This window comes from Enterococcus sp. M-BR2 (genome assembly GCF_056612775.1).
Genome location: NZ_CM152743.1, coordinates 2,376,173 through 2,399,649, shown reverse-complemented (window position 1 = coordinate 2,399,649; position 23,477 = coordinate 2,376,173). Strand labels below are relative to the sequence as shown.

General features: G+C 37.0%; 23 protein-coding genes and 1 pseudogene. 6 read left to right on the top strand and 18 right to left on the bottom strand.

What is annotated here, in order from left to right; genetic code table 11:
• Window positions 1-6: 6 nt before the first annotated feature.
• Window positions 7-204 (bottom strand): hypothetical protein, encoded by a 198-nt coding sequence (locus tag AC1F25_RS11675; RefSeq protein ID WP_002310643.1) that lies wholly within the window; start codon window positions 202-204, stop codon window positions 7-9.
• A 316-nt stretch (window positions 205-520) separates the two neighbouring features.
• On the opposite strand from AC1F25_RS11675, the gene AC1F25_RS11670 reads away from it, so the two are divergent.
• Together AC1F25_RS11670 and AC1F25_RS11665 are read left to right on the top strand one after the other, a co-directional pair.
• Window positions 521-649, top strand: a complete 129-nt coding sequence (locus AC1F25_RS11670) for a hypothetical protein (RefSeq protein WP_002287569.1) — start codon at window positions 521-523, stop codon at window positions 647-649.
• A gap of 56 nt (window positions 650-705) precedes the next feature.
• A complete protein-coding gene (locus AC1F25_RS11665; RefSeq protein ID WP_151668768.1) occupies window positions 706-2,400 on the top strand; it encodes an oleate hydratase in 1,695 nt (564 codons plus the stop codon).
• Window positions 2,401-2,688: 288 nt separating this feature from the next.
• Here the strand turns inward: AC1F25_RS11665 and AC1F25_RS11660 are convergent, their stop codons facing one another.
• Window positions 2,689-3,549 carry a hypothetical protein gene (locus AC1F25_RS11660; RefSeq protein ID WP_025477152.1) on the bottom strand — a complete coding sequence of 287 codons (861 nt, stop codon included), beginning with the start codon at window positions 3,547-3,549 and terminating at the stop codon, window positions 2,689-2,691.
• Between the two features lie 290 nt (window positions 3,550-3,839).
• On the opposite strand from AC1F25_RS11660, the gene AC1F25_RS11655 reads away from it, so the two are divergent.
• Together AC1F25_RS11655 and AC1F25_RS11650 are read left to right on the top strand one after the other, a co-directional pair.
• Window positions 3,840-4,973 carry an alcohol dehydrogenase catalytic domain-containing protein gene (locus AC1F25_RS11655; RefSeq protein ID WP_002292500.1) on the top strand — a complete coding sequence of 378 codons (1,134 nt, stop codon included), beginning with the start codon at window positions 3,840-3,842 and terminating at the stop codon, window positions 4,971-4,973.
• Between the two features lie 30 nt (window positions 4,974-5,003).
• Window positions 5,004-5,318 (top strand): YrhK family protein, encoded by a 315-nt coding sequence (locus AC1F25_RS11650; RefSeq protein WP_002316627.1) that lies wholly within the window; start codon window positions 5,004-5,006, stop codon window positions 5,316-5,318.
• Window positions 5,319-5,443: 125 nt separating this feature from the next.
• Here AC1F25_RS11650 and AC1F25_RS11645 read toward each other — a convergent pair whose 3' ends face one another.
• The 10 genes from AC1F25_RS11645 to truA form a co-directional block, all read right to left on the bottom strand.
• Window positions 5,444-5,902 carry a GNAT family N-acetyltransferase gene (locus AC1F25_RS11645; protein WP_002310634.1) on the bottom strand — a complete coding sequence of 153 codons (459 nt, stop codon included), beginning with the start codon at window positions 5,900-5,902 and terminating at the stop codon, window positions 5,444-5,446.
• Between the two features lie 223 nt (window positions 5,903-6,125).
• A complete protein-coding gene (locus tag AC1F25_RS11640) occupies window positions 6,126-7,379 on the bottom strand; it encodes a PTS sugar transporter subunit IIC (RefSeq protein WP_479994127.1) in 1,254 nt (417 codons plus the stop codon).
• A 28-nt stretch (window positions 7,380-7,407) separates the two neighbouring features.
• Window positions 7,408-7,725 carry a PTS lactose/cellobiose transporter subunit IIA gene (locus AC1F25_RS11635; protein WP_002310632.1) on the bottom strand — a complete coding sequence of 106 codons (318 nt, stop codon included), beginning with the start codon at window positions 7,723-7,725 and terminating at the stop codon, window positions 7,408-7,410.
• A 24-nt stretch (window positions 7,726-7,749) separates the two neighbouring features.
• The gene (locus tag AC1F25_RS11630; RefSeq protein WP_002292494.1) at window positions 7,750-8,070 is read right to left on the bottom strand and encodes a PTS sugar transporter subunit IIB; all 321 of its coding nucleotides are present in this window, start codon (window positions 8,068-8,070) and stop codon (window positions 7,750-7,752) included.
• Between the two features lie 312 nt (window positions 8,071-8,382).
• Window positions 8,383-9,798: a glycoside hydrolase family 1 protein gene (locus AC1F25_RS11625; protein ID WP_151668767.1), complete on the bottom strand. Its 1,416-nt coding sequence runs from the start codon at window positions 9,796-9,798 to the stop codon at window positions 8,383-8,385.
• 17 nt (window positions 9,799-9,815) lie between these two features.
• Complete coding sequence (locus tag AC1F25_RS11620; RefSeq protein ID WP_002312687.1) at window positions 9,816-11,132, bottom strand: PTS sugar transporter subunit IIC; 1,317 nt, start codon at window positions 11,130-11,132, stop codon at window positions 9,816-9,818.
• Between the two features lie 149 nt (window positions 11,133-11,281).
• A complete protein-coding gene (locus AC1F25_RS11615; protein ID WP_002310628.1) occupies window positions 11,282-11,980 on the bottom strand; it encodes a FadR/GntR family transcriptional regulator in 699 nt (232 codons plus the stop codon).
• 288 nt (window positions 11,981-12,268) lie between these two features.
• Window positions 12,269-13,222: an aldo/keto reductase gene (locus AC1F25_RS11610; RefSeq protein WP_195943565.1), complete on the bottom strand. Its 954-nt coding sequence runs from the start codon at window positions 13,220-13,222 to the stop codon at window positions 12,269-12,271.
• Between the two features lie 139 nt (window positions 13,223-13,361).
• Window positions 13,362-14,165, bottom strand: coding sequence for a peptide-methionine (S)-S-oxide reductase MsrA (msrA, locus tag AC1F25_RS11605; RefSeq protein ID WP_479994126.1), 804 nt, complete (start codon window positions 14,163-14,165; stop codon window positions 13,362-13,364).
• Window positions 14,166-14,406: 241 nt separating this feature from the next.
• On the bottom strand, window positions 14,407-15,150 hold the full coding sequence (truA, locus tag AC1F25_RS11600) for a tRNA pseudouridine(38-40) synthase TruA (RefSeq protein ID WP_002312684.1): 744 nt from the start codon (window positions 15,148-15,150) through the stop codon (window positions 14,407-14,409).
• A 194-nt stretch (window positions 15,151-15,344) separates the two neighbouring features.
• Between truA and AC1F25_RS11595 the strand changes: the two genes are divergently transcribed.
• Window positions 15,345-17,024 (top strand): YfhO family protein, encoded by a 1,680-nt coding sequence (locus AC1F25_RS11595; protein ID WP_479994125.1) that lies wholly within the window; start codon window positions 15,345-15,347, stop codon window positions 17,022-17,024.
• A complete protein-coding gene (locus tag AC1F25_RS11590) occupies window positions 16,982-18,064 on the top strand; it encodes a YfhO family protein (RefSeq protein ID WP_479994349.1) in 1,083 nt (360 codons plus the stop codon). Before AC1F25_RS11595 ends, AC1F25_RS11590 begins: the two co-directional genes overlap by 43 nt.
• A 134-nt stretch (window positions 18,065-18,198) precedes the next feature.
• On the opposite strand, the gene AC1F25_RS11585 is transcribed toward AC1F25_RS11590, so the two are convergent.
• From AC1F25_RS11585 to AC1F25_RS11560, 6 genes and pseudogenes are all read right to left on the bottom strand, one after another.
• Window positions 18,199-18,939 carry a sugar isomerase domain-containing protein gene (locus AC1F25_RS11585; protein WP_086286267.1) on the bottom strand — a complete coding sequence of 247 codons (741 nt, stop codon included), beginning with the start codon at window positions 18,937-18,939 and terminating at the stop codon, window positions 18,199-18,201.
• Window positions 18,940-20,190, bottom strand: a complete 1,251-nt coding sequence (locus tag AC1F25_RS11580; protein WP_479994124.1) for a PTS ascorbate transporter subunit IIC — start codon at window positions 20,188-20,190, stop codon at window positions 18,940-18,942. It lies immediately after the preceding gene.
• Between the two features lie 4 nt (window positions 20,191-20,194).
• Window positions 20,195-20,476, bottom strand: a complete 282-nt coding sequence (locus AC1F25_RS11575) for a PTS sugar transporter subunit IIB (protein ID WP_479994123.1) — start codon at window positions 20,474-20,476, stop codon at window positions 20,195-20,197.
• A gap of 12 nt (window positions 20,477-20,488) precedes the next feature.
• Window positions 20,489-20,920: a PTS sugar transporter subunit IIA gene (locus tag AC1F25_RS11570; protein WP_002310620.1), complete on the bottom strand. Its 432-nt coding sequence runs from the start codon at window positions 20,918-20,920 to the stop codon at window positions 20,489-20,491.
• Window positions 20,917-22,558: pseudogene (locus tag AC1F25_RS11565) on the bottom strand (BglG family transcription antiterminator). Before AC1F25_RS11565 ends, AC1F25_RS11570 begins: the two are co-directional and overlap by 4 nt.
• Before the next feature lie 219 nt (window positions 22,559-22,777).
• A complete protein-coding gene (locus AC1F25_RS11560) occupies window positions 22,778-23,413 on the bottom strand; it encodes a DUF998 domain-containing protein (RefSeq protein WP_002330725.1) in 636 nt (211 codons plus the stop codon).
• Window positions 23,414-23,477: the final 64 nt, after the last annotated feature.

The window sequence follows — 23,477 nt, the reverse complement described above, 5'->3', positions numbered from 1 at the left end:
GCTAAATCATCCTTTCATCCAACAGCTCATCATAATTGAAAAAACGAAAACACCTATTGTAAAAGCTGTGATTTTTGCTATAATAAATATATTGGTAGCATTCAAATCAATATAGCAAGTTAAAATAAGGCTTTGTCCGTCATCAGCTTTTTTAAAGCAGCGCTGTTCTCGGCGCTTTTTTTGTGCTTTGCTTTTCAAAATCATCCCTTCATCTTCTTGCCAGACAGGAAACCATTTTCACTAAAATTATATCATATAATTTTTTTAATATGATTCACTTTTTTCTGCTATTCAGACTTTTTGTACGTTGTTTTATCATTCATCAAAAATATTTATTGTTATTTTTTGTACGTCTTTTTCTACTTTTTTCCTTCTTCCATTTTCTTGTTTTCTTACACGGCATTCAGACACTTCTTCTTTTTTGTCAAAATTTCCTTTTTCTTCTCACCCTATCATTTGGCATTCTCATAAAAACGAACTATCCTTGGATATAGAAAGAGAAAACAAGGAGGCGTTTTTCATGAGTAAAAAATTAATCAAAGTCGGCATCGGTTTAGGTTTGCTTGCCCTTGGCGCTGCATATCTAGGAAAAAAAACAGGGCTATTCGAAGATGACAGTCATTTATATGATGAATTTGAATCCATCTAGCATCCTATTTCGTTGAATCACTACGGACATACTTGGAAGACATTGGAGGAATCACAATGAGAAAAAGTAAAGCAATAATGATTGGTGCCGGTATTGCCAATATGGCAGCGGCTGTTTATTTGATTCAAGAAGGCAAATGGAAAGGGGATCAGATTGCCTTTTATTCATTGGATGATCACGGTTCAAATGATGGTGCACCGACCGACACTGTAGTGGATGAATATTGGAATAAAAATCATCCATTAGAAAACCAAAAAGGCTATATTGCTCGAGGCGGTCGTATGCTTAATTACCGTACCTATGTAGATTTGATGGATCTATTAAGTCGAATACCTTCTGTTACTGAGCCAGGAATGACTGCTGAAGAAGATACGAGAGATTTTGATGCAAAACACCGTACCTTTGACAAAGCACGTTTGATGGAAGGTGGTAAAGGGATCATTGACGGCGGAAAACTGGGCTTCAACAACAAGGACCGTATTCTTCTGACTAAACTGATTGCCATGCCTGATTCAGAAGAAGAAAAACTAGACAATATCACTATCGAAGAATATTTCAAAGATGATCCACACTTTTTTGAAACAAACTTCTGGTTTATGTGGGAAACAACATTTGCTTTCAGAACACGTAGTTCTGCTCAAGAATTGCGTCGCTATATGCATCAAATGATTTATGAATTCACTCAAATCGAACATTTAGTGGGCGTCAATCGAACACGTTACAATCAGTACGAAAGTATCATGCTTCCTTTGATCGAGTACTTGAAAGAACAAGGATGCAAAATCATTTTGAACCGCCGTGTCACTGACTGGGAATTCAAAGAAACACCGATGCAAGATGAAATCACTGTGACTGGTTTGAAAATGACCAATACATTGACTCAGGAAGAGGAACATGTCACGGTAGATGAAGATACAGCGGTCATTTTCACGAATGGTTCCATTACAGATTCAGCTACTTTGGGAGATTACGAAACACCAGCTGTAGAAAATATGGATTATGGTGCAGCTTCTAGTCTCTGGAAAAAAGCCAGCGAACGTTTCTATAACTTAGGAAATCCCGATAAATTTTTCGCGGATCGAGATGCGAGCGAATGGGTCAGCTTTACCCTGACGACGAAAAACCATTTGTTGTTGAATGAAATCACCCGTATCACGACTCAAGAACCAGGAAATGCCTTGAATTCATTTATTTCAACCACACCGATCACGCCGTTAGGCCAAAAAGATGTCAATATGTCTATCGTCGTGCATCATCAACCGCATTTTACGTCTCAAAAACCAAATGAAACAGTTATTTGGGGTTATTTCCTTTATCCAAGACGACGTGGCGAGTTTGTGGATAAACAGTATATTAAGATGAACGGAAAAGAAATGTTGGAAGAACTGATTGGACAACTTTCAAAAGTAGATCCTGGACCAGTGAATATTCGTGAAAAAGAAACAGAGATTTTCGACAGCGTAATAAATAATATCCCTGTCTATATGCCTTATGCTTCCGCATTATTTAATAACCGTGCAAAAAGTGATCGACCAAAAGTCATTCCTAAACATTCAACTAATCTGGCCTTTACAGGAGAATTTGTTGAGCAGCCTTATCAGATGATCTTTACTGAACAAAGTGCTGTACGTTCTGGAGAAATCGCTGCTTTCCATTTTGCGGGCATCCCTATGTCCCGTCTTGTCAAAACACCGCGTTACGACAAAGACATCCCTACTCTAGCTCGTGCCGCAAAAAAAATGTTTGAATAATCAGGAGGTTGTGAAAAAGTCGTTTAGTTTCGAGTATTAAGAAAAATTTTGGGGAAATGGCTTTCTACATTTTTGCATAAATTTGGCTTAATACCGAGAAACTGGCTTTTGAACACCGTTTACCAAGAGGTTGTGAGCCTACCGTTCAGCTCCGAGTCACAAGGAACAATTTCAAAAAATAGCTTCCTATGTTTTATGAATATTGTGACTTGTGACCGAGGAGTTGGTAGGGGAACACCGTTTATTCATAACAAGAGGTTGTGACAGATTTCATGTCACAACCTCTTGTTATTTATATTCGTTTCTTTTTGAAAAAACCTTTTTTTCAGTATTCACTCTCTTGCCAATCCACCATAATCCAGCTGCTATCACTACTTCAACGATTGCCACTACACTAAAAAATTGGATGAATGACAAAATATATGTGTCTAACAAATGTTGCAGTGCTTGGGTTCGAATATCTAACTGACTGGTCATATCGTACAAATAGAGACTGACTGACAGACTTAATAATTGGAAGCCTGCTCCTCCAATCACCACTGCAAATGACCAAAGAACTTTTTTCCAAGACATTCTGTATAAATAAAACACTCCGCTCAGCAATACAAGTAAGATACTACTAATCACTGGAAGAAAAGAAACCATTCGCTCTCGTATCGTCAATATCTGATCGATGAACGACATCAAATAAATTGATTGTATTCCTCGTCGAAAAATCCCAGAAGTCATATAGATGAGTAAATTGTTTTCTTCACTAGCAAATGGATCATCCTCTGCTTCTTCTTGTTTGTATGTATTGATTATCTCTTGGAGCTTTTCTTCTACTTCCTTTTCTCCGATCAGTTCTACTGGTTCTTTTTCATATCTGTTGCGGATGAAAAGCTCGATATTTTTTTGTACTAGTTCTTCAGAAACAATCTTTTCCAATGCTTCAGCCGGAGCTCCAATCTCATAATGATAGCTTTGGATCTCTTGATTGATCTCAGCAGCTACTTTTTTCGCATAGTCCGATTGCATGTTTTGCTCTAACATAAAATGTTGATTTGCCAAGGTGCTTATTAAACAAAGCATAACAGTCAGGCAAAACAGGCAGACAGAACTAATCATAACAATGATCCGTTTATTCCATTTATTTTGGATTTGTTTCATTACGCCTCCTCGTATTTGTTTTTTCACTGAAACGAATGATGATTGGTTATTGTTTAAATAGTTAAAATGATTCAATAGTTCAACTATACTTTACTGTACGTAAGGATACAATGAAGGCACACACCTTCTTTTTCTAATAAAAAAAAATTTTGGAACTCTTGCTTTTTTGAGGATTTTTATTTTGAGAAAAAAGCGTTTCATTATCAAAAAGATAAGAACTCCTTTATAATGAAACTATCTGTAGTACCAATAATGCAGACAATTTTGTGAATCTGAAAGGAGCATCTCCAATGAAAGCAGTCACTTGGCAAGGAAAACAAAAAATGGAAATCAGAAACGTAGATGATCCAAGAATATTAGAACCAACAGACGCAATCATCCGTATCACAGCAACCGCCATTTGCGGATCCGATCTGCATCTTTACCATCATGGTGAAGCAGTTTTGGAAAAAGGGTATGTTGTAGGTCACGAACCTATGGGAATCGTTGAAGAAGTAGGATCACAAGTTCAAACATTGAAAAAAGGGCAACGAGTGGTTATTCCTTTTAATATCAGTTGTGGTCATTGTCATTTCTGCCTGAATCACATGGAAAGCCAATGTGATGAATCAAATCCAGATCAGTTATATGGCGGGCTTTTCGGATTTGGCAAGTTGAATGGCAATCATTGGGGTGGGCAAGCAGAATACCTAAGAGTACCTTATGCAGACTCTACTTCGTTTGTCGTTCCAGATAATAATCTTCCTGATGAAAAAGTTTTGTTTCTATCAGATATTTTGCCTACAGCTTATTGGAGCGTTGAAAATGCAGGCGTAAAAAAAGGCGATACAGTTGTGATTCTAGGATCTGGTCCAGTCGGTCTATTTGCTCAAAAATTCGCTGTAATGGCTGGAGCAGAGCGCGTGATTGCAGTGGATCCAGTACAACATCGTTTAGATAAAGCGGCTAATTACAACGGCGTGGAAACTTATTTCTTAGAAGACACAGCACAAGCTGGAACGGAATTATATGAGTTGGCTAAAGGTGGTGCCGATGTCATCATCGATTGTGTAGGAATGGACGGGTTAGAGCCTGTAAAAGAAAAAGCAAAAAATTTGGTGAGCCTACAAAGTGGCACGATTTCGCCTTTACAGATGGCTTCGCAAGCTGTCAAAAAATTCGGAACCGTCCAAGTAACTGGTGTGTATATGACGCCAGCTTCTTCTTACCCGCTTCAAGAGTTTTTCATGCGAGATATTGCGGTCAAACATGGACAGGCACCCATTATCCATCTGATGCCGAAAATCTACGAAATGATTGCAGAAGGACTATTTGATCCTACACAGATCATTACTCATTCGCTACCACTAGAAGAAGCAGCACAAGCATATGAGATCTTTGACAAAAAAGAAGATAAAAATATAAAAGTTGTTTTGAAACCTTGAAATCAGTAAAAAATACAGGTGATTTTCTTTATGCCCAAAATCAAACGAAATACCCATGAGATTGAAATAGGAAAAGAAGAAGATATCGAAATACGAGGGCGTCGCTTCCGCTTCTATTTCCAAAACCGTTACACATTGATCTCACTAGCTGTCGATTTATTAACCGGGATTTTCTATATTTTTGGAAGCCTTGCTTCCTTAACTAAAATCCCCGATCGATATGGCACCTATTTTTATTTGGCTGGTGCTATTTTCTTGACGATTCGTCCTATTCTCAGAATCGTTAGGAACATTTTTATTTACGACGAGAAAAGAACAAGGAAAAAGCATGGGAAGGCCGTTTAGCCTTCTCCATGCTTTTTTGTTATTCTTGTGTTGTGCATATTTCGCCTACTGCGATTCGAAAAAATTTCTAAGTATAGAACAATTTTTCGGTTTCCTTCTCTATATGCTGTTTCATGTACCTACTCTTACAGCGGCATTTGGTACACTCGCACAGGAATTCCTTCATTATCCTGAGCCATCCCGATAAATTGCCAATTGTATTTTTCATAAAAATCCGTATGGTCCGTCACAAGATAAAGCATCTTTACGCCCATTTCTGCAAAGTCTTGCTTGATCGTTTCTAAAATCATTTTGGCAATCCGTTGGTTTCGGTAGTCTTTTTCAACAAACAGCGCACAGACATTTGGAGTCAAATCTACTCGATCATGAAAATCATTGTCAACAACACCTGCACCTGCAATAATCTCTCCCCACTCATCCAACACCACATACCATTGCGGAACCGATGCGTTTTTTCTCGTGCTTGCTTGGATACTTTCTTCATAAACAGCAACTGGCAGATGCCATTTTGAAGCAAACCATTCGGCTGTTTCTTTTATCAACGTCGGTCGATCCCGCAATTTTATGACTGTTCTTCTCTCCATTTGTACTCTCTCCCATTCATATTTGGTCTATTATAGCACCTTGTATTTCAAATAGCTTTTCAATCGCTCGATTTTTTTGAATGAATGGGATTTTTTATTTTATACACAAATTCCAAGACAAATATACCTCGATTTTCTCATTCATTATTCGATCCTAAGTTTTAAATTACTTGTTTTCATAAAAAAAGCAGAACCAGATAACCGGTTCTGCTTTCTTTATTCATTAAGCATCCAAAGCTTCTTTTCTTCTTTCTTGGATCGTAGCTACCTTGACGAACGGCAGATAGATCAAAATAGAAAGGATCAGATTGACAGCGGCCAGTACACCACCTGCAATACTCTTCGTTGCCAATACACCGCCAATAATTGGTGGCGTTACCCATGGTGGCATAACGGTAGCTGCTGGCACTAAACCTGTAGAAGTCGCAAAGTACGCAACACTAACTAAAACCATTGGTGTCAAAATAAATGGAATGAACATAATTGGATTCAATACGATTGGTAAACCAAACATCGTTGGTTCATTGATATTGAAAACACCTGGCGCAATCGACAAGTTTGTTACAACCATATATGGTTTGTTTTTACGTCCTACTAAATAAATAGCTAACAGTAAACCTAATGTTGCACCTGTTCCTCCTAAATTGACAAAGCTGTCGAAGAAAGGTTTGTTCACGATAAATGGCGCGCTATGTCCAGCTGCGATCGCATTGACATTTGCTTCGATTGCTGGCGCATTGATCGTTTGCATCAAAGGATCGACCATATTCGCCCCGTGTAAACCAAAGAACCATAAGAATGGGGTGATAAATGCAAGCAATAATGCAGATGGATAAGAGTTCGCAAGTCCCATAAATGGTTCTTGGACCACTGTATAGAATGAACCCACGATATCATCAACCCCAAATGCAGCAAAAATTGCAGCAACTAAAGCAAAGGCAGAGATAGTGATCATTGCTGGCAGTAATGAAGCAAATGCTTTCGCAACTGCTGGTGGCACACCATCAGGCATTTTGATGATCAATTTTTCATTTCCGCTTAAACGTACAAAGATTTCTGTTGAAATAATCCCAACAATAATAGCAATAAACAAACCGTTTGAGCTCATACCTAATGCTCCGCCTAAAGCAAAGAAAGAGCCTAAAGAAATCACACCTGCGGAAACACCGTCTTTTCGGTAGCCGTTAGCTAAATGATACGCAAGTAAGAAAGCAATCAAGACAGAAAGAATGGCAAATGTGCCGTTCCAAGCTGCAGCCCCGAATCCTTTCCATGATTCACCGCCAAAAATTGAATTCATCAATTTTTGGAAACCGGGAATGGGTAAGTTATTGATCATTACTGCTAATGCTCCTAAAATCATTAACGGCATACTCACCATAAATGAATCTCGAATCGCAACTAAATGCCGTTGTGCACCAATTTTTGATGCGACAGGTATAAAATGTTTCTCCATAAATGCAACAAATTTATCCATAAATCTTCCCTCTTTTCTTTACTGTGGATTACGCGTCCAACCGACGATACAGATCAATGATCTCTTTTGCTAAATCTGTAAAAGCAATAGATGTCATCAGGTGATCTTGACTGTGAACTGTCAAAAGTGTTACTTCAACGTGGTTTCCTTGTGCTTCTTGCGTCAGCATCTCTGTTTGAGAGTGATGTGCTTGGACTAAAGATTCCTCTGCATCTTTGATTTTTTCCTCTGCTAAAGTAAAATCTCCTTTTTTCGCCGCAGCAATCGCTTCCATTGCATCGCTTTTTGCATTTCCGCCAAACATAATCAGACCCATGATGGCTTCTAGATTTTTTTGATCTTCCATTTCTTGTTTCCTCCGATATTTTTATTATTTGTTTATTAGTTTTTCTGCTTGGTCAAGTACTTTTTCACCATTCATCATGCCATAGTCAGCCATATTGATTACATCTAAAGGAATGCCTTTAGGTGCTAGCTTTTCAGCAAATTGATTTTGCATAAAACGTACTTGCGGACCTAAAAGTAAAACGTCTACATTTTTAGATTCTAGTTGATTATCTGCATCTGAGGCAGAGACAGCAAAGATATCTGCTTCCATTCCTTTTGCTTCTGCTGCCTTTTGCATTTTTGTGACTAGGAGGCTTGTACTCATTCCAGCTGAACATACAAGCATGATTGTTCTCTTTTCCATTTTAAACATGTTCCTTTCTATTCTTACACTTGTATATAAAGCAAGTAGTGTGCCAACTTTAAAAGCGCTTTAAAAAGTTGATATTATCACGTTTATGGTCTATACCAAGTTGCATACACACTAAAAAAGAAAGCGCACACTAAACACACAAATTCTTTTTTATTGTGTTTATTTCTTTTAACGTGCACAAAAAAAGTTATGACAAATCTTTTGTCACAACTTTTTTGAATAAGAGGTTAAAATGCTACTTTCACAACCTCTTTTATTTCAAATAGCCAGCAAATAGAATCAATATCTTCGAAAAAATTCTAGTTATTTATAGACTTCATCAGGTAAGCTTAATTCTCTCTTATCAATCAGAGACTGATACCATGAAGCAGACTTTTTCAGTGTTCTGCTTCGTTCATCGTTCAATTCGATTCGAACTAATCCATATCGATTCTTAAATGCATTCATTGGTGAAACACAGTCAGTGAATGCCCATAGCATATAGCCTTCGCAATTGGCACCTTCTTCTGCTGCTTTGATCAAATAACGCAAATGCTGTCCGATAAATTCGATACGATAGTCATCTTGCACGATCCCTTTCTCATCCATATACTGTTCTTCATGTTCTCTTCCCATACCGTTTTCTGTTATCAGCCAAGGAATATTACGATAATTTTCTTTTAGATACATAGCTATATCATACATGATTTTTGGATAGATCTCCCACCCTCTGGAATTGTTCATTTTCTTTCCAGGTAAATCAAAGACTTCATAATATCGTTCTGGATGAAACGGTGTCTGTTCATTCCATTGATAACGAGGAGCACGAACGCGTTTAGGGTAATATTGATTGATTCCAAGGAAATCTACTGTATGATGCTGGATCGTTTCTAAATCCTCTGTTGCAGGATCGAAATAAATCGATTGTTTTCGACACAACTCCAGGAACTCTTCTGTGTAGTATCCTTTTACCATCGGATCAAAAAATACTCGATTATAAAACAGATCATACATATAAGCAGCTTTTTGATCTTCTGGAGAACTGGAACGAGCATAGACCATCTCAGGATTTAAAATACAGCCAATCCTTCCGCCATAATTGCCACTATGGTAAATTTCTATAGCTTTAGCCGTTGCTAAAACTTTGTGATAATTCCACATCATCCATTTTTTTGTGTTTTGTTCATGCGGCCAGCGAACAGCATCCAAATAGCAACGCGTTTGGGGAACGATTGGTTCGTTGAATGTAAACCAGTTTTTTACCCTGTCACCGTAACGATCAAAAGCAATCTTTGCGTACTTAGCATAAAAATCAACCACTTTTCTTGAAGACCAGCCATCATATTTTTCCAAAAGAAAAGCAGGGACTTCGTAGTGTTCTAAACAAATCATCGGTTCTACGTCTGCTTCGATCAAAGAGTCGATCATTTCACTTATATGCTGAGCATATTCTTCATCTACTATACAATTCTCGTAATCAGTGAAAAAACGAGCCCAATTGATAGAAGTCCGATAATGTGTCAGATGGATGGATTTCATCAAATCTATATCCTGTTGGTACTGCTCCATAAAATTAGTTGCTACGGCTGGACCATATCCATTATGCCAAACAAAATGTTCATTTTTATACCAGCTATCTATAAACGAATCCTGTCCTTCTTTTTTTCCTTTCCAACCTTCCGTTTGCCAAGCAGAAGATGCTGCACCAAGAATAAAATTTTCTGGAATAGTAATTTTCATGATTTCCTCCTGTTTTTTTAGATCCCATCATTTTCCACACGATTTGCTACTTTTACGAATGGCAGATAAATCAAAATAGAAACAACAATACAAACAAGTTGCGTAATAACTGCACCGATATTTCCTGCTGTGGCCAGATAAGCATTGACGATCGGCGGCATCGGCCAAGGAACCATTACAACTGCTTTTGCCGCAAATCCTAAAGCGGTTGCAAAATAACCAATCGTTCCTGTAACAAGCGGCGTTAAGATAAACGGGATAGCTAAAATAGGATTCAGCATGATCGGCATACCAAAAATAACTGGTTCATTGATGTTGAAGATCCCAGGAGCAAGAGATAACTTGGTGATTTGTTTCATATCTTCTCGTTTTCCCACTAGCAATACTGCTATCAGTAGACCTATCGTGACCCCAGACCCGCCCATACTCATATACATATCCCAAAATGGCATAGTGATAATGTTTGGTACTTCTTTTCCAGCTTCAAAAGCTTCCGTATTTACAGCAATTGCCGCTAAAAGCAACGGTTCTCGAATTGGCTTCACCATTTGATTCCCATGGATACCAATCACCCAAAAGACTTGTGCAATAAACATCAGTAACAAGATACCAGGTAGCCCTTGAACGACACCTTCTAATGGGCGTTGTACGATATTGTAAATGATATCATAAAGGTACATCCCTGTAAGTTCTTTGATGATAAATCCCGCAGCCGCGATACCTGATACTGTCAGAATCGTGGGAAATAACGCAGAAAAACTGGCAGAAACATTCGTTGGCACGGTATCAGGCATTCTCAGCTGTAGTTTCTTCTGTTTCCTCAACCAGCAATAAAGTTCAATGGAAAGGATGGAGACCAACATTCCCAAAAATAACCCTTTCGTATCTGTATATTGTTTAGCCAATACGTTTTCTACTATAACAGTCTGATTTTCATTCACTAATTCATAAACAGTTGGATTAACAGATAAATAAGACATCACTGCGATGATACCAGGGAATACACCATTCACTTTATTCAGCTTTGCTAATTCGATCCCTATCAGAAAAACAGCATAGATGGTCAAGAAACTTAGCGTGACATAGCTGATGGCAGATGCGATAGGTTTTAATTCTTCTAAAAAACGCAAAAAACTTATCTGTGCTAACCCATTTTCCGAATCAAAGACCATTGCTGAAAACAACGTGCCAAAAGCACCCGTAATAATTACCGGAATCAATGCAGCAAATGCGTTTTTTATCACCATGATATACCTTAAATTATTGATTCTCGTTGCCACATTCCCTAAAACATTGGCTAATTTATCCATAAAGCTCATTCCAGATCCCCTCATTCCTACTTCTTCTCCTTGCCGTCATCTCTTTTTGTCTGTTAGTCAGCGCTTACATTTCGGTGAATAAAAACTATTTGCTTGTCCGTTTTACCAAATATAAAACAAAAATTCATCTGATGTATTCATCATAAAATACATCAGATGAACTGTCAATTAGTTTCTTTCTTCCCAATTATTTTCTGTAATTCTCTCCGATTTATTGCCATATGGACAGTCATTGCATCAAATGCCGCAAGTACATTCCGCCTCTCGATAGCCTGAACGATTTCTGTATGGATATCGATCGTCTCGATTTTCAAATGCTGGATATCATAATTTTTATTAAATAAAGCAATCGATTCATTAATGATCGGAATGATATGCAGTAACGCTACGTTTCCGCTAGCTTCTGCAATCGTCGTATGAAAATCGATGTCTAATTGAACATGATCTTGTGTACCTTCTCGAAAAGACGTTTCAATCTTTTGCGTTAAGCTTTTCATTCGGCTGATTTGATTTTTCGTTGCATATTCCGCCGCTAACCCTGCCATCTTTGGCTCCAATAAATATCTCAGCTCAAACAAGTCTCGTATCATCCGGTCCTGATCTTCAATCAAAGAAAAACCGAGCGGATCATTAGCAATCCCTCGCTTATCACTGACGAATGTCCCCGCCCCTTGCCGAACTTCAAGAATATTCCTAGAAGCAAGCGCTCGGACAGCTTCTCGCACCGTGCTGCGTCCCACCTCTAAATAATCGGATAACTCATATTCATTCGGCAACTTATCTCCTACTTGCAACTGCTTTTCCTTTAAATATCTAAGGATCTTGTCCGTGGTTACTTCTACTAGGGTTTTATTTTCTTCCAAACCACATACCTCCTTTTCATCTGATGTATTTTTTCGTAATTATTATAACACGTTTGAATCATCTGATGATTTTTTGTATAAAAAATCGATTCATCCGTTCATGGATATACAAACGAAGCTATTTACCATAAAAAAAGACTAGGATAAAATTCACTCCTAGCCTTCGATCCTTTTTATTTTGAACGACAAAACGTATGATGTTCAATAATAGATGTTCTTCATTCGATTCTTGATGACATTTTTTGTTCATTTTTTGATAGATGGATAAAAAATTTGATTACATCTTTTCTATTCTAGAATTTGGTCGATTTTCAATTCTTCTTCTGGTGAGAAATCTAAATTATCCATCATTCGAACACTTTCTTGTAACTGACTTAACCGACTTGCTCCAACCAGTACACTCGTAACAGATTTTTGTCGCAAATTCCATGCAAGGGCCATTTGCGCTAATGATTGCCCTCGTGATACGGCGATTGTCTGCAGTGCTTTGATTTTTTCCAAAGTTGATCCAACTTGTTCTTCTGAAAGGAATGGTATTTCCTTACGATGTGCTCTAGAATCTTCAGGAATCCCATGCAGATAACGATTTGTCAGCAAACCTTGGGCAAGCGGGCTGAACGTGATTGCTCCTAGCCCTTCTTCTAATACTGGAGATAAGTCGTCTTCTAGTAGTTCGCGAGAAAACATATTGTAGCGCATCTGATGAATAATGAACGGTGCTTCTTTTCTTTTTAAAATTTCAGTCATTTTTTTGGTGTCTTCTCCATTATAGTTGGATATACCAATATATAATGCTTTTCCTTGTCTTACAAGTTGCATCAATGCTTCTGCTGTTTCTTCCAAAGGTGTATCAGGGTCTGGACGATGATGATAGAAGATGTCAACATAATCTAGCCCCATTCTTTGGAGACTCTGATCACAACTTGAAATGATAGATTTACGCGAGCCCCATTCTCCGTATGGACCTTCCCACATATGATAACCTGCTTTGCTAGAAATAATCAGTTCATCACGGTAGGCTTGAAAGTCTTCTCTAAAAATACGCCCGAAGTTTTTCTCTGCAGCTCCAGCAGGGCCTCCGTAATTATTCGCAAGGTCGAAATGGGTAATTCCCATATCGAAAGCACCTCTTAAAATCTCTCTTTGGTTATGGATAGGATCATAATCTCCAAAATTTTGCCATAATCCGAGAGATAAAATTGGTAATTTTAAACCTGAATGACCGGATTTACGATATTCCATTTTTTCATAACGTGCACTATCTGCAATATACAAATTTTCTCCTCCTCGCCATTTTTAAAACGCTTTCTTTTATTCTGCTTTTAGTTTACTACATTTTAAAGAAAAGGAGTTAGTCAAAATGATTTTTTCTTGTATTTTTTTACCATTTGTTTTTTATTCGTTGATAAATCAGAAATTGCTTACGTGCTTGCTGAATTTTTTTATAGCGTTTCGGTTGTTTTTTGTAAAATTGCTGATGATAATTTTCTGCTGGCCAAAACGTACTAGCTGGTTCAATTTTTGTGACGATTGGTTGGTGGAACGTTCCTGAACTGACTAGTTCCTGTTTCGATTGCTCCGCTAATTCTTTCTGAGGTTCGTTTTGATAAAAAATCACCGGACGGTATTGCTTCCCTCTATCTTGAAATTGTCCAAAGGCATCTGTGGGATCAGTTATTTGCCAATAGATTGTCAATAAATCGCTATAACTTATCTCTCTCGTATCATAAATGATCTCCACAGCTTCCATGTGACCTGTGTAGCCACCGCTCACTTGATCATAATTTGGTTTTTCAACATGTCCGCCCGTGTATCCTGACAAAACAGATAGGATCCCTTTTTTCGATTCAAACGGCTCGACCATGCACCAGAAACATCCCCCTGCAAATACTGCACGTTCTTGATAGTCAGCATCTTGCATAGCATGCTTGGAAAAGTCATATTTTTGCTGCGTGTCAAATCCTTCTGTAAGCAATAAATAAAAATCCATTACATCAGGCGTTAGGTTCATCCGGATAGCTAATGGACGTAGTGTTGCTTCTAGTTTCGATAACTGTTCTTTAACGGATGTATTTTCTCTTATGTCATTCTTTGTCTGGATCAATACTTTTCGTTCCCAATCTCGTGTATTCGGATTTAAAATCAGATTATAAAGTGTTTGAATGAATACTTGTTCCTTATCCATAGACTCTCCTCCTTTCCGAAGAAGACAAGCTAGTGACTTTAGCTGTAATTTATCATAAAGTGAGGAAATAAGCGATTGAATCGTATTTATTCAAAGAAGATAAGCGGCTTCAGATGATATAAGATGATCTTTATCTTAAAAAGCATACTCTATGGTCTATGGTTTGATTTAACTAAAAAACGACCTCTGAAAAAAGGGATGTTCTCCAGTTCTCAGAAGTCGAGTAAAGATGATTCTTTTTTTATGAACGATAATAAACTTCATCCAAAAACAGACCTTGGGCAGGGACGGTTTCTCCTGCATGTTGCCGCACTTTGCTTTCGAATATTTCATCGATTGTTTCTATCGGCATGGCACCTGTACCGATTTCTAGTAATGTTCCCATGATGATTCGCACCATTTTATATAGAAATCCGTCTCCGACAAAAGTAAAATGAAGCATTTCTCCCTTACGTTCGATAGATAATTCATCAATCGTACGTACCGTAGATTTTTTTGATTTTTTCAATGCAGAAAAACCAATGAAATCATGTGTACCCATCAATTTTTCGCAAGCTGCATTCAGCTTATCCATATCCAACTCTTGAGGAAAATAAAAGCTGTGGTTTCGTTCAAATGCTGAAGGAATCACGTTGTTCCAAACATAATAGCTGTATTTTTTGCCCACCGCATTATATCTTGCATGGAAGCGCTCAGGCATCTCTTCGATTCTTTTGATGACAATATCTCGCGGAAGGTAACGATTCATAAAGTCGATCATTTCTGACAGCTCAATTTCTGTGTTTGTTTTGAAATTTGCCACTTGTCCTCGCGCATGCGTGCCGGCGTCTGTTCTTCCTGATCCAATAATTTCTATCTCTTCATTTGTCATCTGATGCAACACTTTTTCGATTTTCCCTTGGATGGTTTTATCGTCATCTCCAAGTCTTTGCCAGCCTGAATATCTTTTTCCGTCATATTCGATTGTCAACTTGATGTTTCTCATATTTATTTAACTCCTTTATGATCAGTTACAATTTATTTGCTTCATGAGTATAACATAATCTAAATAGCGTAGCTTGCAAACTATTGATGTCCCCTTGATTTTCAGATACTCATTTTAAAATAATGCTAGTTTTCCTAATTCTCATTGTCTATACTTGATATATATTCTTTAATCTATTATCGGAGGAACTTGTTTTGAAAAAACTGTTAAAAAAAGATGCTTTCACTTACTATTCTATTTTAAGCATCTGCTTATGGGTCGTTATCGTTAGTCTTTATATGTGGTGGCCTATTGCTGGAAAAGCCCCTGTTGAGCTATGGGATGGTCAATCCCAACACTTTGTTTCATTTGTTTATTTTGGCGAATATATTCGGGAAATAATCAAAAATATTTTGATTGATCATAACTTTTCTATCCCAACTTATGATTTTAGTATTGGTTATGGTCAAGATATTTTAGGAACATTACATTACTATATCATTGGTGATCCGTTTTCACTATTAGCAGTATTTGCTAAACCAAAGTATGCAGAATTTGCCTTTTCATTAGCAATCATGTTACGCATTTTCTTTTCCGGAATCTCTATATCGATCTTTCTTCGATATAAGAAAATGGCCAACTATCAAACTTTTATCGCCACATTCATTTATGTATTCTCTGGTTTCGTACTAAGTTCTGCTTGGAAACACCCTTACTTCATCAATCCGATGATTTATCTACCATTGCTATGTTTGGGGCTTGAGTATATCTTCGAGAAAAGAGGATATAAACTCTTTACGTTTATGATTTTCATTTCTGTTATCAGCAACTTTTATTTCTTTTATATGCTTTCTATCTTAATCTTTTTATACGCTGTTTACAGATATTTTGAACTTTATACTTTAAAGGACTATAAAGTGTTGTTTTCTCTTTTATTCAAATCTATTGGTAGTTACGTATTAGGAATAATGATGGGCTCCGTTATTTTCATTCCCGTAATTAATCAATTTTTCAATGCTGGACGCGGGGAGATTCATTCAACGCTCTTACCTTTTTACACGAAATCATTTTATTTGAATTTTGTGAAAAACTTTATTTCACCAGTTTACGGAGGAGAAGCCTCAACTGTCACAGCCTTTTTCCCAATCATCATTTTTGTATTATCCGTTATTTTATATCGTTCTAAGCAAAAAAATAATTTTGCAAGACTTGATCTTTTAGCCATTAGCTTGTTGACTATTTTTTTATTCTTTCCATTTTTTGGTAGTCTTTTCAACGGATTCTCTTATAGCACGAATCGTTGGATGTTTGGTTATGCATTCTTTTGGGCTTTTCTAACAGCAAAATACTTACCTGTTTTAGTTGAATCCGCAACTGATTTATCAAAAAGAAAACGGTTTGTGCATATTTCTTTTATTGTTTTCTTTTTCTTTATCCTTTTCACTTTTGCAAACTATAAGCGAGATGTACCGCCTTATATCGGTTTGATCTTCCTGTTGCTCTATTCAACTATCTTTTTATTGTTTGCTAATTCGAAAAAAACAAAAATCGCGTTGAGTATACTGGTATTTTTGAATGCTCTAGTTTATGGAGCCTTTCAAACAAATATCAAAATCAATCCCCTTATCATTAACAGTTATACTGATAAAAATATCGTAGAAAATGATTATTGGGCACCAAAAAGTTCAGCTATCTCAGATATTATCAATAAAGATACTGACTGGTCTCGGTATGAATTGTCTAAAACTGGAAATCCTCGTTCCGAAGAAAACAATGCTTTGTTAAGGGGAATAAATAGTACGAATTTTTATTTTAGTTTAGCAAATAAAAATATTTTTCCTTCAATCAGTCTATTGAGAACAATATCAACAGTGACTATGAATATTATGGGCTAGATAGTCGTGCAGAATTAGGCACTTTAGCAAATAGCAAATATTACGCAAAACTAAAAACTGACACTAATCAAGATATTCCTTTTGGTTATACTTATTTACAAACAATCAATAAAAATGGTCAAGATGTAGAAATCTATCAGAATACAAATTTCCTACCTTTTGGCTATACGTACGATTCCTATATCAAACAAAATGATACTCAAACTAGTTCATTAGCTATTATGGATAGTATGACAAAAAGTGTTATTATAAATAAAGATATCTCTGGTCTAAAGAAAAATCAGATGACCGATAAAGGAATCAAAAAACTGAACGATCATATTCAGCAAACGGATGGAGTAGAGATAAAAGGAAATCAGTATATCGTTTCTAAGAACAATGCAACTGTTACATTCTCTGTAGACGCTCCATCTGAATTGACAAATAATTATTTGTTTCTACGGTTTAAGGGAATAAATTATCCTAATACACAACCAGGATTATTTCTTCCAACTGAGACTGCCACGTATTTAAAAGTAACTTATGGACAACTGTCAAAAGAGTTTAATTTTCGAAATCAATATCAAGGATGGTACGTAGGGATCAAAAATTCCTTACTTAATTTAGGGGCAGTGCAACCTAATCAAACTATTCAAGTCAGCTTTAGAAATCAAGGAGTCTATACATTTGATTCTATTGAGTTATATACGCGTGACTATAGTCAATTAAGTACGGAAATAGCTAAATTAAGGGAAAACACACTTCAGAATGTCCATTTTTCGGCAAATGAAGTATCTGGTGAACTAAATCTAGAAAAAGAAAAACTGCTTTTATTAACCATCCCTTATGAAAAAGGATGGACTGCTTATGATAACGGAAAGAAAATACCAATTATCCAATCGAATTATATGTATACAGGACTACTCCTCAATCCAGGTAATCATCAAATCAAACTGATCTATCATACACCTGGTTTAACGACAGGTTGGATACTCACTATCGTTGGATGGATCATCTTCTTATTCACTATTATCTTGAAAAACCGATTTTCTTTTAAATAATTCAAGAAATTTGGGTTTATTTCCGAAAGATATTTCTGGAACACCCTTTGTTCGAAATAAGGGACTGTGACAATACTTTTGTCGCAGCCCTTTTTATTTCACTTATATTCTAAAAGATAAATTGCCATTATGAATTACATGAATTCATAATGAATCACTTCTTTATATTCCTCATATAATTCCGCGTTTCGCAGATCGCCCCCATCTAAATTCGCCGAATAAAATATAGGAGGATGTTTTATCCCATTTGCAATAAGCTGTTCGCAAACTTCCACGATGATCGTATTGAGGATGGCTGCACCGATTACAGTAGAGGAAGGACCGGCTTTTTGTACGATACCTGTCAGCTCACAGCAAGCATCTCCTATATCCCCATGGTTATCGATAACTATATCAGAAACCTCAAACAATCGTTTCCCTGATGAATGACGACTAGTCACCGATCGTGAATATTGGACATTCGTCAAACTAATGATTTTTACGCCCTTCGCTTTTGCAGCTAACGCTAAATCAATAATGATTGGGTTTCTTCCCGATACTGAGTGAAGGATCAATACATCTTGATTTTTAAATGAAACTGTTTTTGCTAAATTCGTTCCATATCCTTCTAAACGTTCCATTTGACTGGTAAAGGTAATAGGGGAACGATCTAGCATCACTTCTCGTCCAAAGATAGCATTGATGGTCATCATCCCACCAGCCCGATAATACATCTCTTCCGCTAAGATACCAGCATGACTAGCACCAAAAATATAGACCGAACGTTTTTGCAGATTCGCTTGGGTCAATACATCGATTGCTTCTTTGATTGACTTTTTTTCTTCCTTTTCAACCAAATCTAATAACTGTTTGATTTTATCCATATATTTGAACATCTAGAACCCTCCAAACAAACCGCTGAATCCTCTACCGATCATTCCCCATAACGACAAATCGTTTCCGCCGAAAATCAATATCCAGCTTTGGATCGTCGTACTAAAAACAATAGCTGAAAAACCAGCTAATATGACCATGACAAATGAAGCTGTGATTGTTCCGACAACCGCTCCACGAAAGCCACCTTGACCTTCACCGATGACTGCTGCACCACCGCATTCAAAGAAACTTGTGATTACTAATGGCACAAGCAACACGCCGAATAGATGGAATGAATTCGCCAAAACAACTAAAATCGTAGAAGTGATCATTGCCACGATAAAACCGATAATCACTGCATTTGGTCGATAATTGAATAAAATAGGCACATCAAATGCTGGTTTCGCTCCCGGTACGACTTTTTCTGCAATCCCTTGAAACGCTGGAATGATTTGATTGATCAGTAGTCGGACACCATATAGCATAATGAGTAGTCCTGCACCAAAATTCAACCCTGCTTCAATCGAAAACATCAGGAGATTATCCCCTTCTGGTATCAAAACAGGTGCGATAATCCCAACTACGGTATTCATCAAGAACATGACTAGTGCACCTGTAATTGAGATTTCTCGGAAAAATGAAAGATTCTCAGGTACTTTGATATCTTCTGTCGATTTTTCTTTATTTCCTACTCGTTTTGCTACAAATCCTGAAACTAAAGACAAAACACCCGTTGGATGACCAATCAGGAAAGAATCATCTCCCGTAGCATCCCAGACATATTTGCGCATGATCCACGGCATGAAAGACCAATAACAAGCCGATAAAATCCCGCTGATTCCAATCAATGCTCCCCCTGACAGTCCTGCTTCCACACCAGCTGCTACAAATACGAAAGGAAACCACCAAAGCATATGACCTGTTAAAAAGATCGTCTTCACAGGTGTAAACCGAGCAATCAATAAATGGATAACTAATCCTAAAAACATAGCTAATCCGACCGTTCCGCCATATTCTGCAGTAAACGTCACATCAGATAGTCCTTCTGTCACTTCTACACCCAACTGTGTTTGGACAGCTACATTGATTGGAGAAATCGTTCCGACCAGCATATTGACTCCGGCGGTCAAAGCAACCATACCAAATGCAGCGGTCAAAGTTCCCTTAATCGTTTCTGAAAATGATTTTCGCTGGATGATCAGCCCGAGCATCGCAATCAAACCTAACAAGACGGGCGGATTCTTCAAGATGTGTTCACTAATGAAATTCATTCTTTTATTCCCCCTTATCAGCTAGATATTGTTCCAATTGCGCCTTTATTTCTGAAGTATCCATATACTTTTTAATAGGATAAACAGGCGCTTTTACAGAAACTTTTAGTTCTGGAAGTAATTCATGACTTGTAAAATAAACATCTGCCATCGTTGCTTTGGCAGTGGATAAATCTGTATTTTCCACTGTCGCCTTTAAACCAAGCTCCTTAATTACTTTATCAAGAGACATTTTCAAAACCATAGAACTCCCCACACCAAATCCACATACTGCTAAAATTTTCATTTTTCTTCCTCCTTATGCAAATAACTGAATGATCGTTTCTTTATTTCCTGATAAAATCGTTTGATATTTTTCATTGTCCATAAATATTTCCATGATATCTTTCAATCTCTCCAGATGGCTTTCGTGGTTTTTGGCAGCTAAAACCAAAAAAATATGGACTGGTTTCCCTTTCATATCTACGGCATCTTTTACGACTAAAAGACTCATACTTTGCTCGTTTACTCCAAGACCTGGTTTTGCGTGCATCAGCGCAAAATAATCAGCCAACACCATATATGGTCCATTTTCCTCTACACTTCTGATCATGTTTTCTAAATACGTATGCGTTATCATTTTGTTTTTTAATAATGGATTGCTAGCGATTTCGACTGCTTTCATCCAATTTTCAGCCGTTTCTATTACTTGGATTTGATTTTTCGGCAGCAATTTATTGATAGTACTCATTCTCTGACCTCCAACATTTTTGAAATAAACCAATTTTTATCCTCTATTCCTTGCATGACCATTTTCATCACAGGTTCGACTTCTTTCACATCTTCTTCTCGGATCATTAGCAGAACAACGATATCTGCCTTTTGATATCCCCATGAAAATGGCTTGTCTGCTATCAATACAGCAACCGAAGTTTGTTTAACGACATTAGGATTGCCATGAGGAATAGCAAAACCATTCTCCAAGTATGTTTGATTGGATTTCCTCACGCTCAAAAATAGAGTGGAGAAATCGTTGTTTCAAATCTTCATTCTCAAACTGTTGCTGATCAACCAAAAAACGGATAGCAGCTTCTTTTGAATCCAAGTGATCAAAATAGACATTAGAGGAAATAAGATGTTTCACTTTTTCAGATATCGAGCCTTCGATGTTTATTTGTTCGTTATCTATGACCAGATCGATATAATGATTCATGATACGTTTCATATCTCTAGCAGTAACCATTGGAGAAATTCTTACTACTGGTCTAATTTGCTTAGGTATATCGACAGTGGAGATAATCAAATCTACGTCAAACAAATCTAGTCTGTTCAATTTATCGACAGATGCTGTTTCGATACTATCGATATCAGGTAAGATTCTTCTGATTTTTGCAGAAACAAATGAACTGGTTCCCATGCCATTGGGACATACGAATAAGAGTCTATTTAATCGTTTGACACGCTCGATTGCTGCTTGGAAATGGATAGCTACAAAACCTACTTCATCTTCGGACAAGCTTACTTGATAAGGCCAGCGAAAATCATTTAACGCAAACCAGACAACACCATACAAAGAAGGATAATTTTGTTTTATCTCATCTATCAAAGGATTTACGATGGTCGTTTGAGCCTCAATACGTAAAAGCAGCTGATACAGATGTACAAGCAGATCTTCTTCTAAACGACTATCTTGGGTAAGATCTATCTGAATGCCTCTACTCACTTTTTGGATCAATTGCCGGATTTTTTCTCGAAATACCAAAGGGATCGTTTCATTTTTCATGAAAAAGCGTAAACCACTTCCCACAATAACATAAGTCAAATACTGTACTTCTTCTTGCGAAAATTGGTAAATACGCTGTTCCTCTAACTGATGCAGCAATTCACAAACGAGGGGATATTTATTGAATTCTAAAAAATACTTTCCATATTGATTTTTACCTTTTAAGCTGATTTTCTTCCCTTCTCTTGAACGCTGAATCATCAATAAGATCGAAACGATGATACTTGAAAAGTAGCTTTCTGGTATCTCAATTTGCTTGTCTGCAATGCTCTCGCGAAAAGATCGTTCGACTGTTTCTAGAAGCTTTCGATCCACTATTTCTCTTACGATCTCCAATTCATCAAAATGATTCAGGATCATACGCTTCAGTACCTTCTGAACCTGTATTTCATTTCCTTCAAAATATGTCCCGAAACGATCAAAACTGAGATTCAACCCTTCTTTCGCAAATACATATTTGATGTAAGAAATATCATTTGCGATACTGCTTCTGGAAACATAATATTCTTCAGAAAGTTGCTGGTAGCTTACATGCTCGAAATTGGACAGTCTGTTCAGGATCGCTACTCTTCGAAGTTTGCTTTCTTGATATTGTATTACACTCATTTCCATCACCTTCTATATTCACTATAATTTTTTCTTATAAGGAGAACTAGACCAAATAAAAGATTAAAATAACCTGAGAAATCATACACTGCTCTTTCTCAGTTAATATACGCTAAAACAGAAGTTATACAAGAAAATTATGGAACTATATTTCAGAAAAACAAAAAAACAGCCAACGGACGAAATGTCCGCTGACTGTTCAATTTGACGACTCAAGTTTTACTGTTTGAGATGCAAGATACTCAACCAGGCAATGGGCACATAATTAAAGAAAAAACTGATTCTTTGGCAAAATCCTATTTTATTCAGTAATGGCCAAGAATTTATAGAAGGGATTCTTGCCAGACCATAAATCGCCGCAAAAAGCAAACTGATCACAGACAGTCCAAGGTATAAGTGGCTTACGTCCAGTTGCTCATTTTTTCGATAGATCAAGAAAAGAAGAACTGGAAACAATAAAAAACCACTATAACCTAAACCTGATCCGATATTATGAACCCATGTCGAGACATTCCACGAAGATTCATGAGTATTGATACTGAACAAACCTGTAAAAATACAATCACCTATACCATAGAAACCGATAGATGCTGTAACTAAGGTAGCTAACACACGAGATATACTTGCAAATGCAGCATACAACGCAGGCAATGACAGGATGAAAAAAATCCCTGAAACCACTGACCAAATAAGAAACGCCTTTCTTACAGGACTGAAAACCTCTCCAAATACACTGATCACACTCTTCATTTGATCTAATTCAGGATAATACAATCCTAATACGTACGGAGTCAAAAAATCACTCAACACGCCTAATAGTAAAAAGAAAAAACCAAGTTTACGTAAAAAATCCATGATGCGCCTCCAATAACAATTACCTATGCTTTTAATTGTTATTATAAACGACTTTATCTCGATT

Excerpts from the sequence above, each read along its gene's own strand:
- AC1F25_RS11620 (WP_002312687.1), bottom strand. The coding sequence starts at position 11,132 with ATGAGGGGATCTGGAATGAGCTTTATGGATAAATTAGCCAATGTTTTA.
- AC1F25_RS11630 (WP_002292494.1), bottom strand. The coding sequence starts at position 8,070 with ATGGAAAAGAGAACAATCATGCTTGTATGTTCAGCTGGAATGAGTACA.
- truA (WP_002312684.1), bottom strand. The coding sequence starts at position 15,150 with ATGAGAAACATCAAGTTGACAATCGAATATGACGGAAAAAGATATTCA.
- AC1F25_RS11655 (WP_002292500.1), top strand. The coding sequence starts at position 3,840 with ATGAAAGCAGTCACTTGGCAAGGAAAACAAAAAATGGAAATCAGAAAC.
- AC1F25_RS11610 (WP_195943565.1), bottom strand. The coding sequence starts at position 13,222 with ATGGAATATCGTAAATCCGGTCATTCAGGTTTAAAATTACCAATTTTA.
- AC1F25_RS11585 (WP_086286267.1), bottom strand. The coding sequence starts at position 18,939 with ATGTTCAAATATATGGATAAAATCAAACAGTTATTAGATTTGGTTGAA.
- AC1F25_RS11675 (WP_002310643.1), bottom strand. The coding sequence starts at position 204 with ATGATTTTGAAAAGCAAAGCACAAAAAAAGCGCCGAGAACAGCGCTGC.
- AC1F25_RS11580 (WP_479994124.1), bottom strand. The coding sequence starts at position 20,190 with ATGAATTTCATTAGTGAACACATCTTGAAGAATCCGCCCGTCTTGTTA.
- AC1F25_RS11570 (WP_002310620.1), bottom strand. The coding sequence starts at position 20,920 with ATGAGTACTATCAATAAATTGCTGCCGAAAAATCAAATCCAAGTAATA.
- AC1F25_RS11560 (WP_002330725.1), bottom strand. The coding sequence starts at position 23,413 with ATGGATTTTTTACGTAAACTTGGTTTTTTCTTTTTACTATTAGGCGTG.
- AC1F25_RS11640 (WP_479994127.1), bottom strand. The coding sequence starts at position 7,379 with ATGGATAAATTTGTTGCATTTATGGAGAAACATTTTATACCTGTCGCA.
- AC1F25_RS11645 (WP_002310634.1), bottom strand. The coding sequence starts at position 5,902 with ATGGAGAGAAGAACAGTCATAAAATTGCGGGATCGACCGACGTTGATA.
- msrA (WP_479994126.1), bottom strand. The coding sequence starts at position 14,165 with ATGGATAAGGAACAAGTATTCATTCAAACACTTTATAATCTGATTTTA.
- AC1F25_RS11665 (WP_151668768.1), top strand. The coding sequence starts at position 706 with ATGAGAAAAAGTAAAGCAATAATGATTGGTGCCGGTATTGCCAATATG.
- AC1F25_RS11575 (WP_479994123.1), bottom strand. The coding sequence starts at position 20,476 with ATGAAAATTTTAGCAGTATGTGGATTTGGTGTGGGGAGTTCTATGGTT.
- AC1F25_RS11670 (WP_002287569.1), top strand. The coding sequence starts at position 521 with ATGAGTAAAAAATTAATCAAAGTCGGCATCGGTTTAGGTTTGCTTGCC.
- AC1F25_RS11635 (WP_002310632.1), bottom strand. The coding sequence starts at position 7,725 with ATGGAAGATCAAAAAAATCTAGAAGCCATCATGGGTCTGATTATGTTT.
- AC1F25_RS11650 (WP_002316627.1), top strand. The coding sequence starts at position 5,004 with ATGCCCAAAATCAAACGAAATACCCATGAGATTGAAATAGGAAAAGAA.
- AC1F25_RS11625 (WP_151668767.1), bottom strand. The coding sequence starts at position 9,798 with ATGAAAATTACTATTCCAGAAAATTTTATTCTTGGTGCAGCATCTTCT.
- AC1F25_RS11660 (WP_025477152.1), bottom strand. The coding sequence starts at position 3,549 with ATGAAACAAATCCAAAATAAATGGAATAAACGGATCATTGTTATGATT.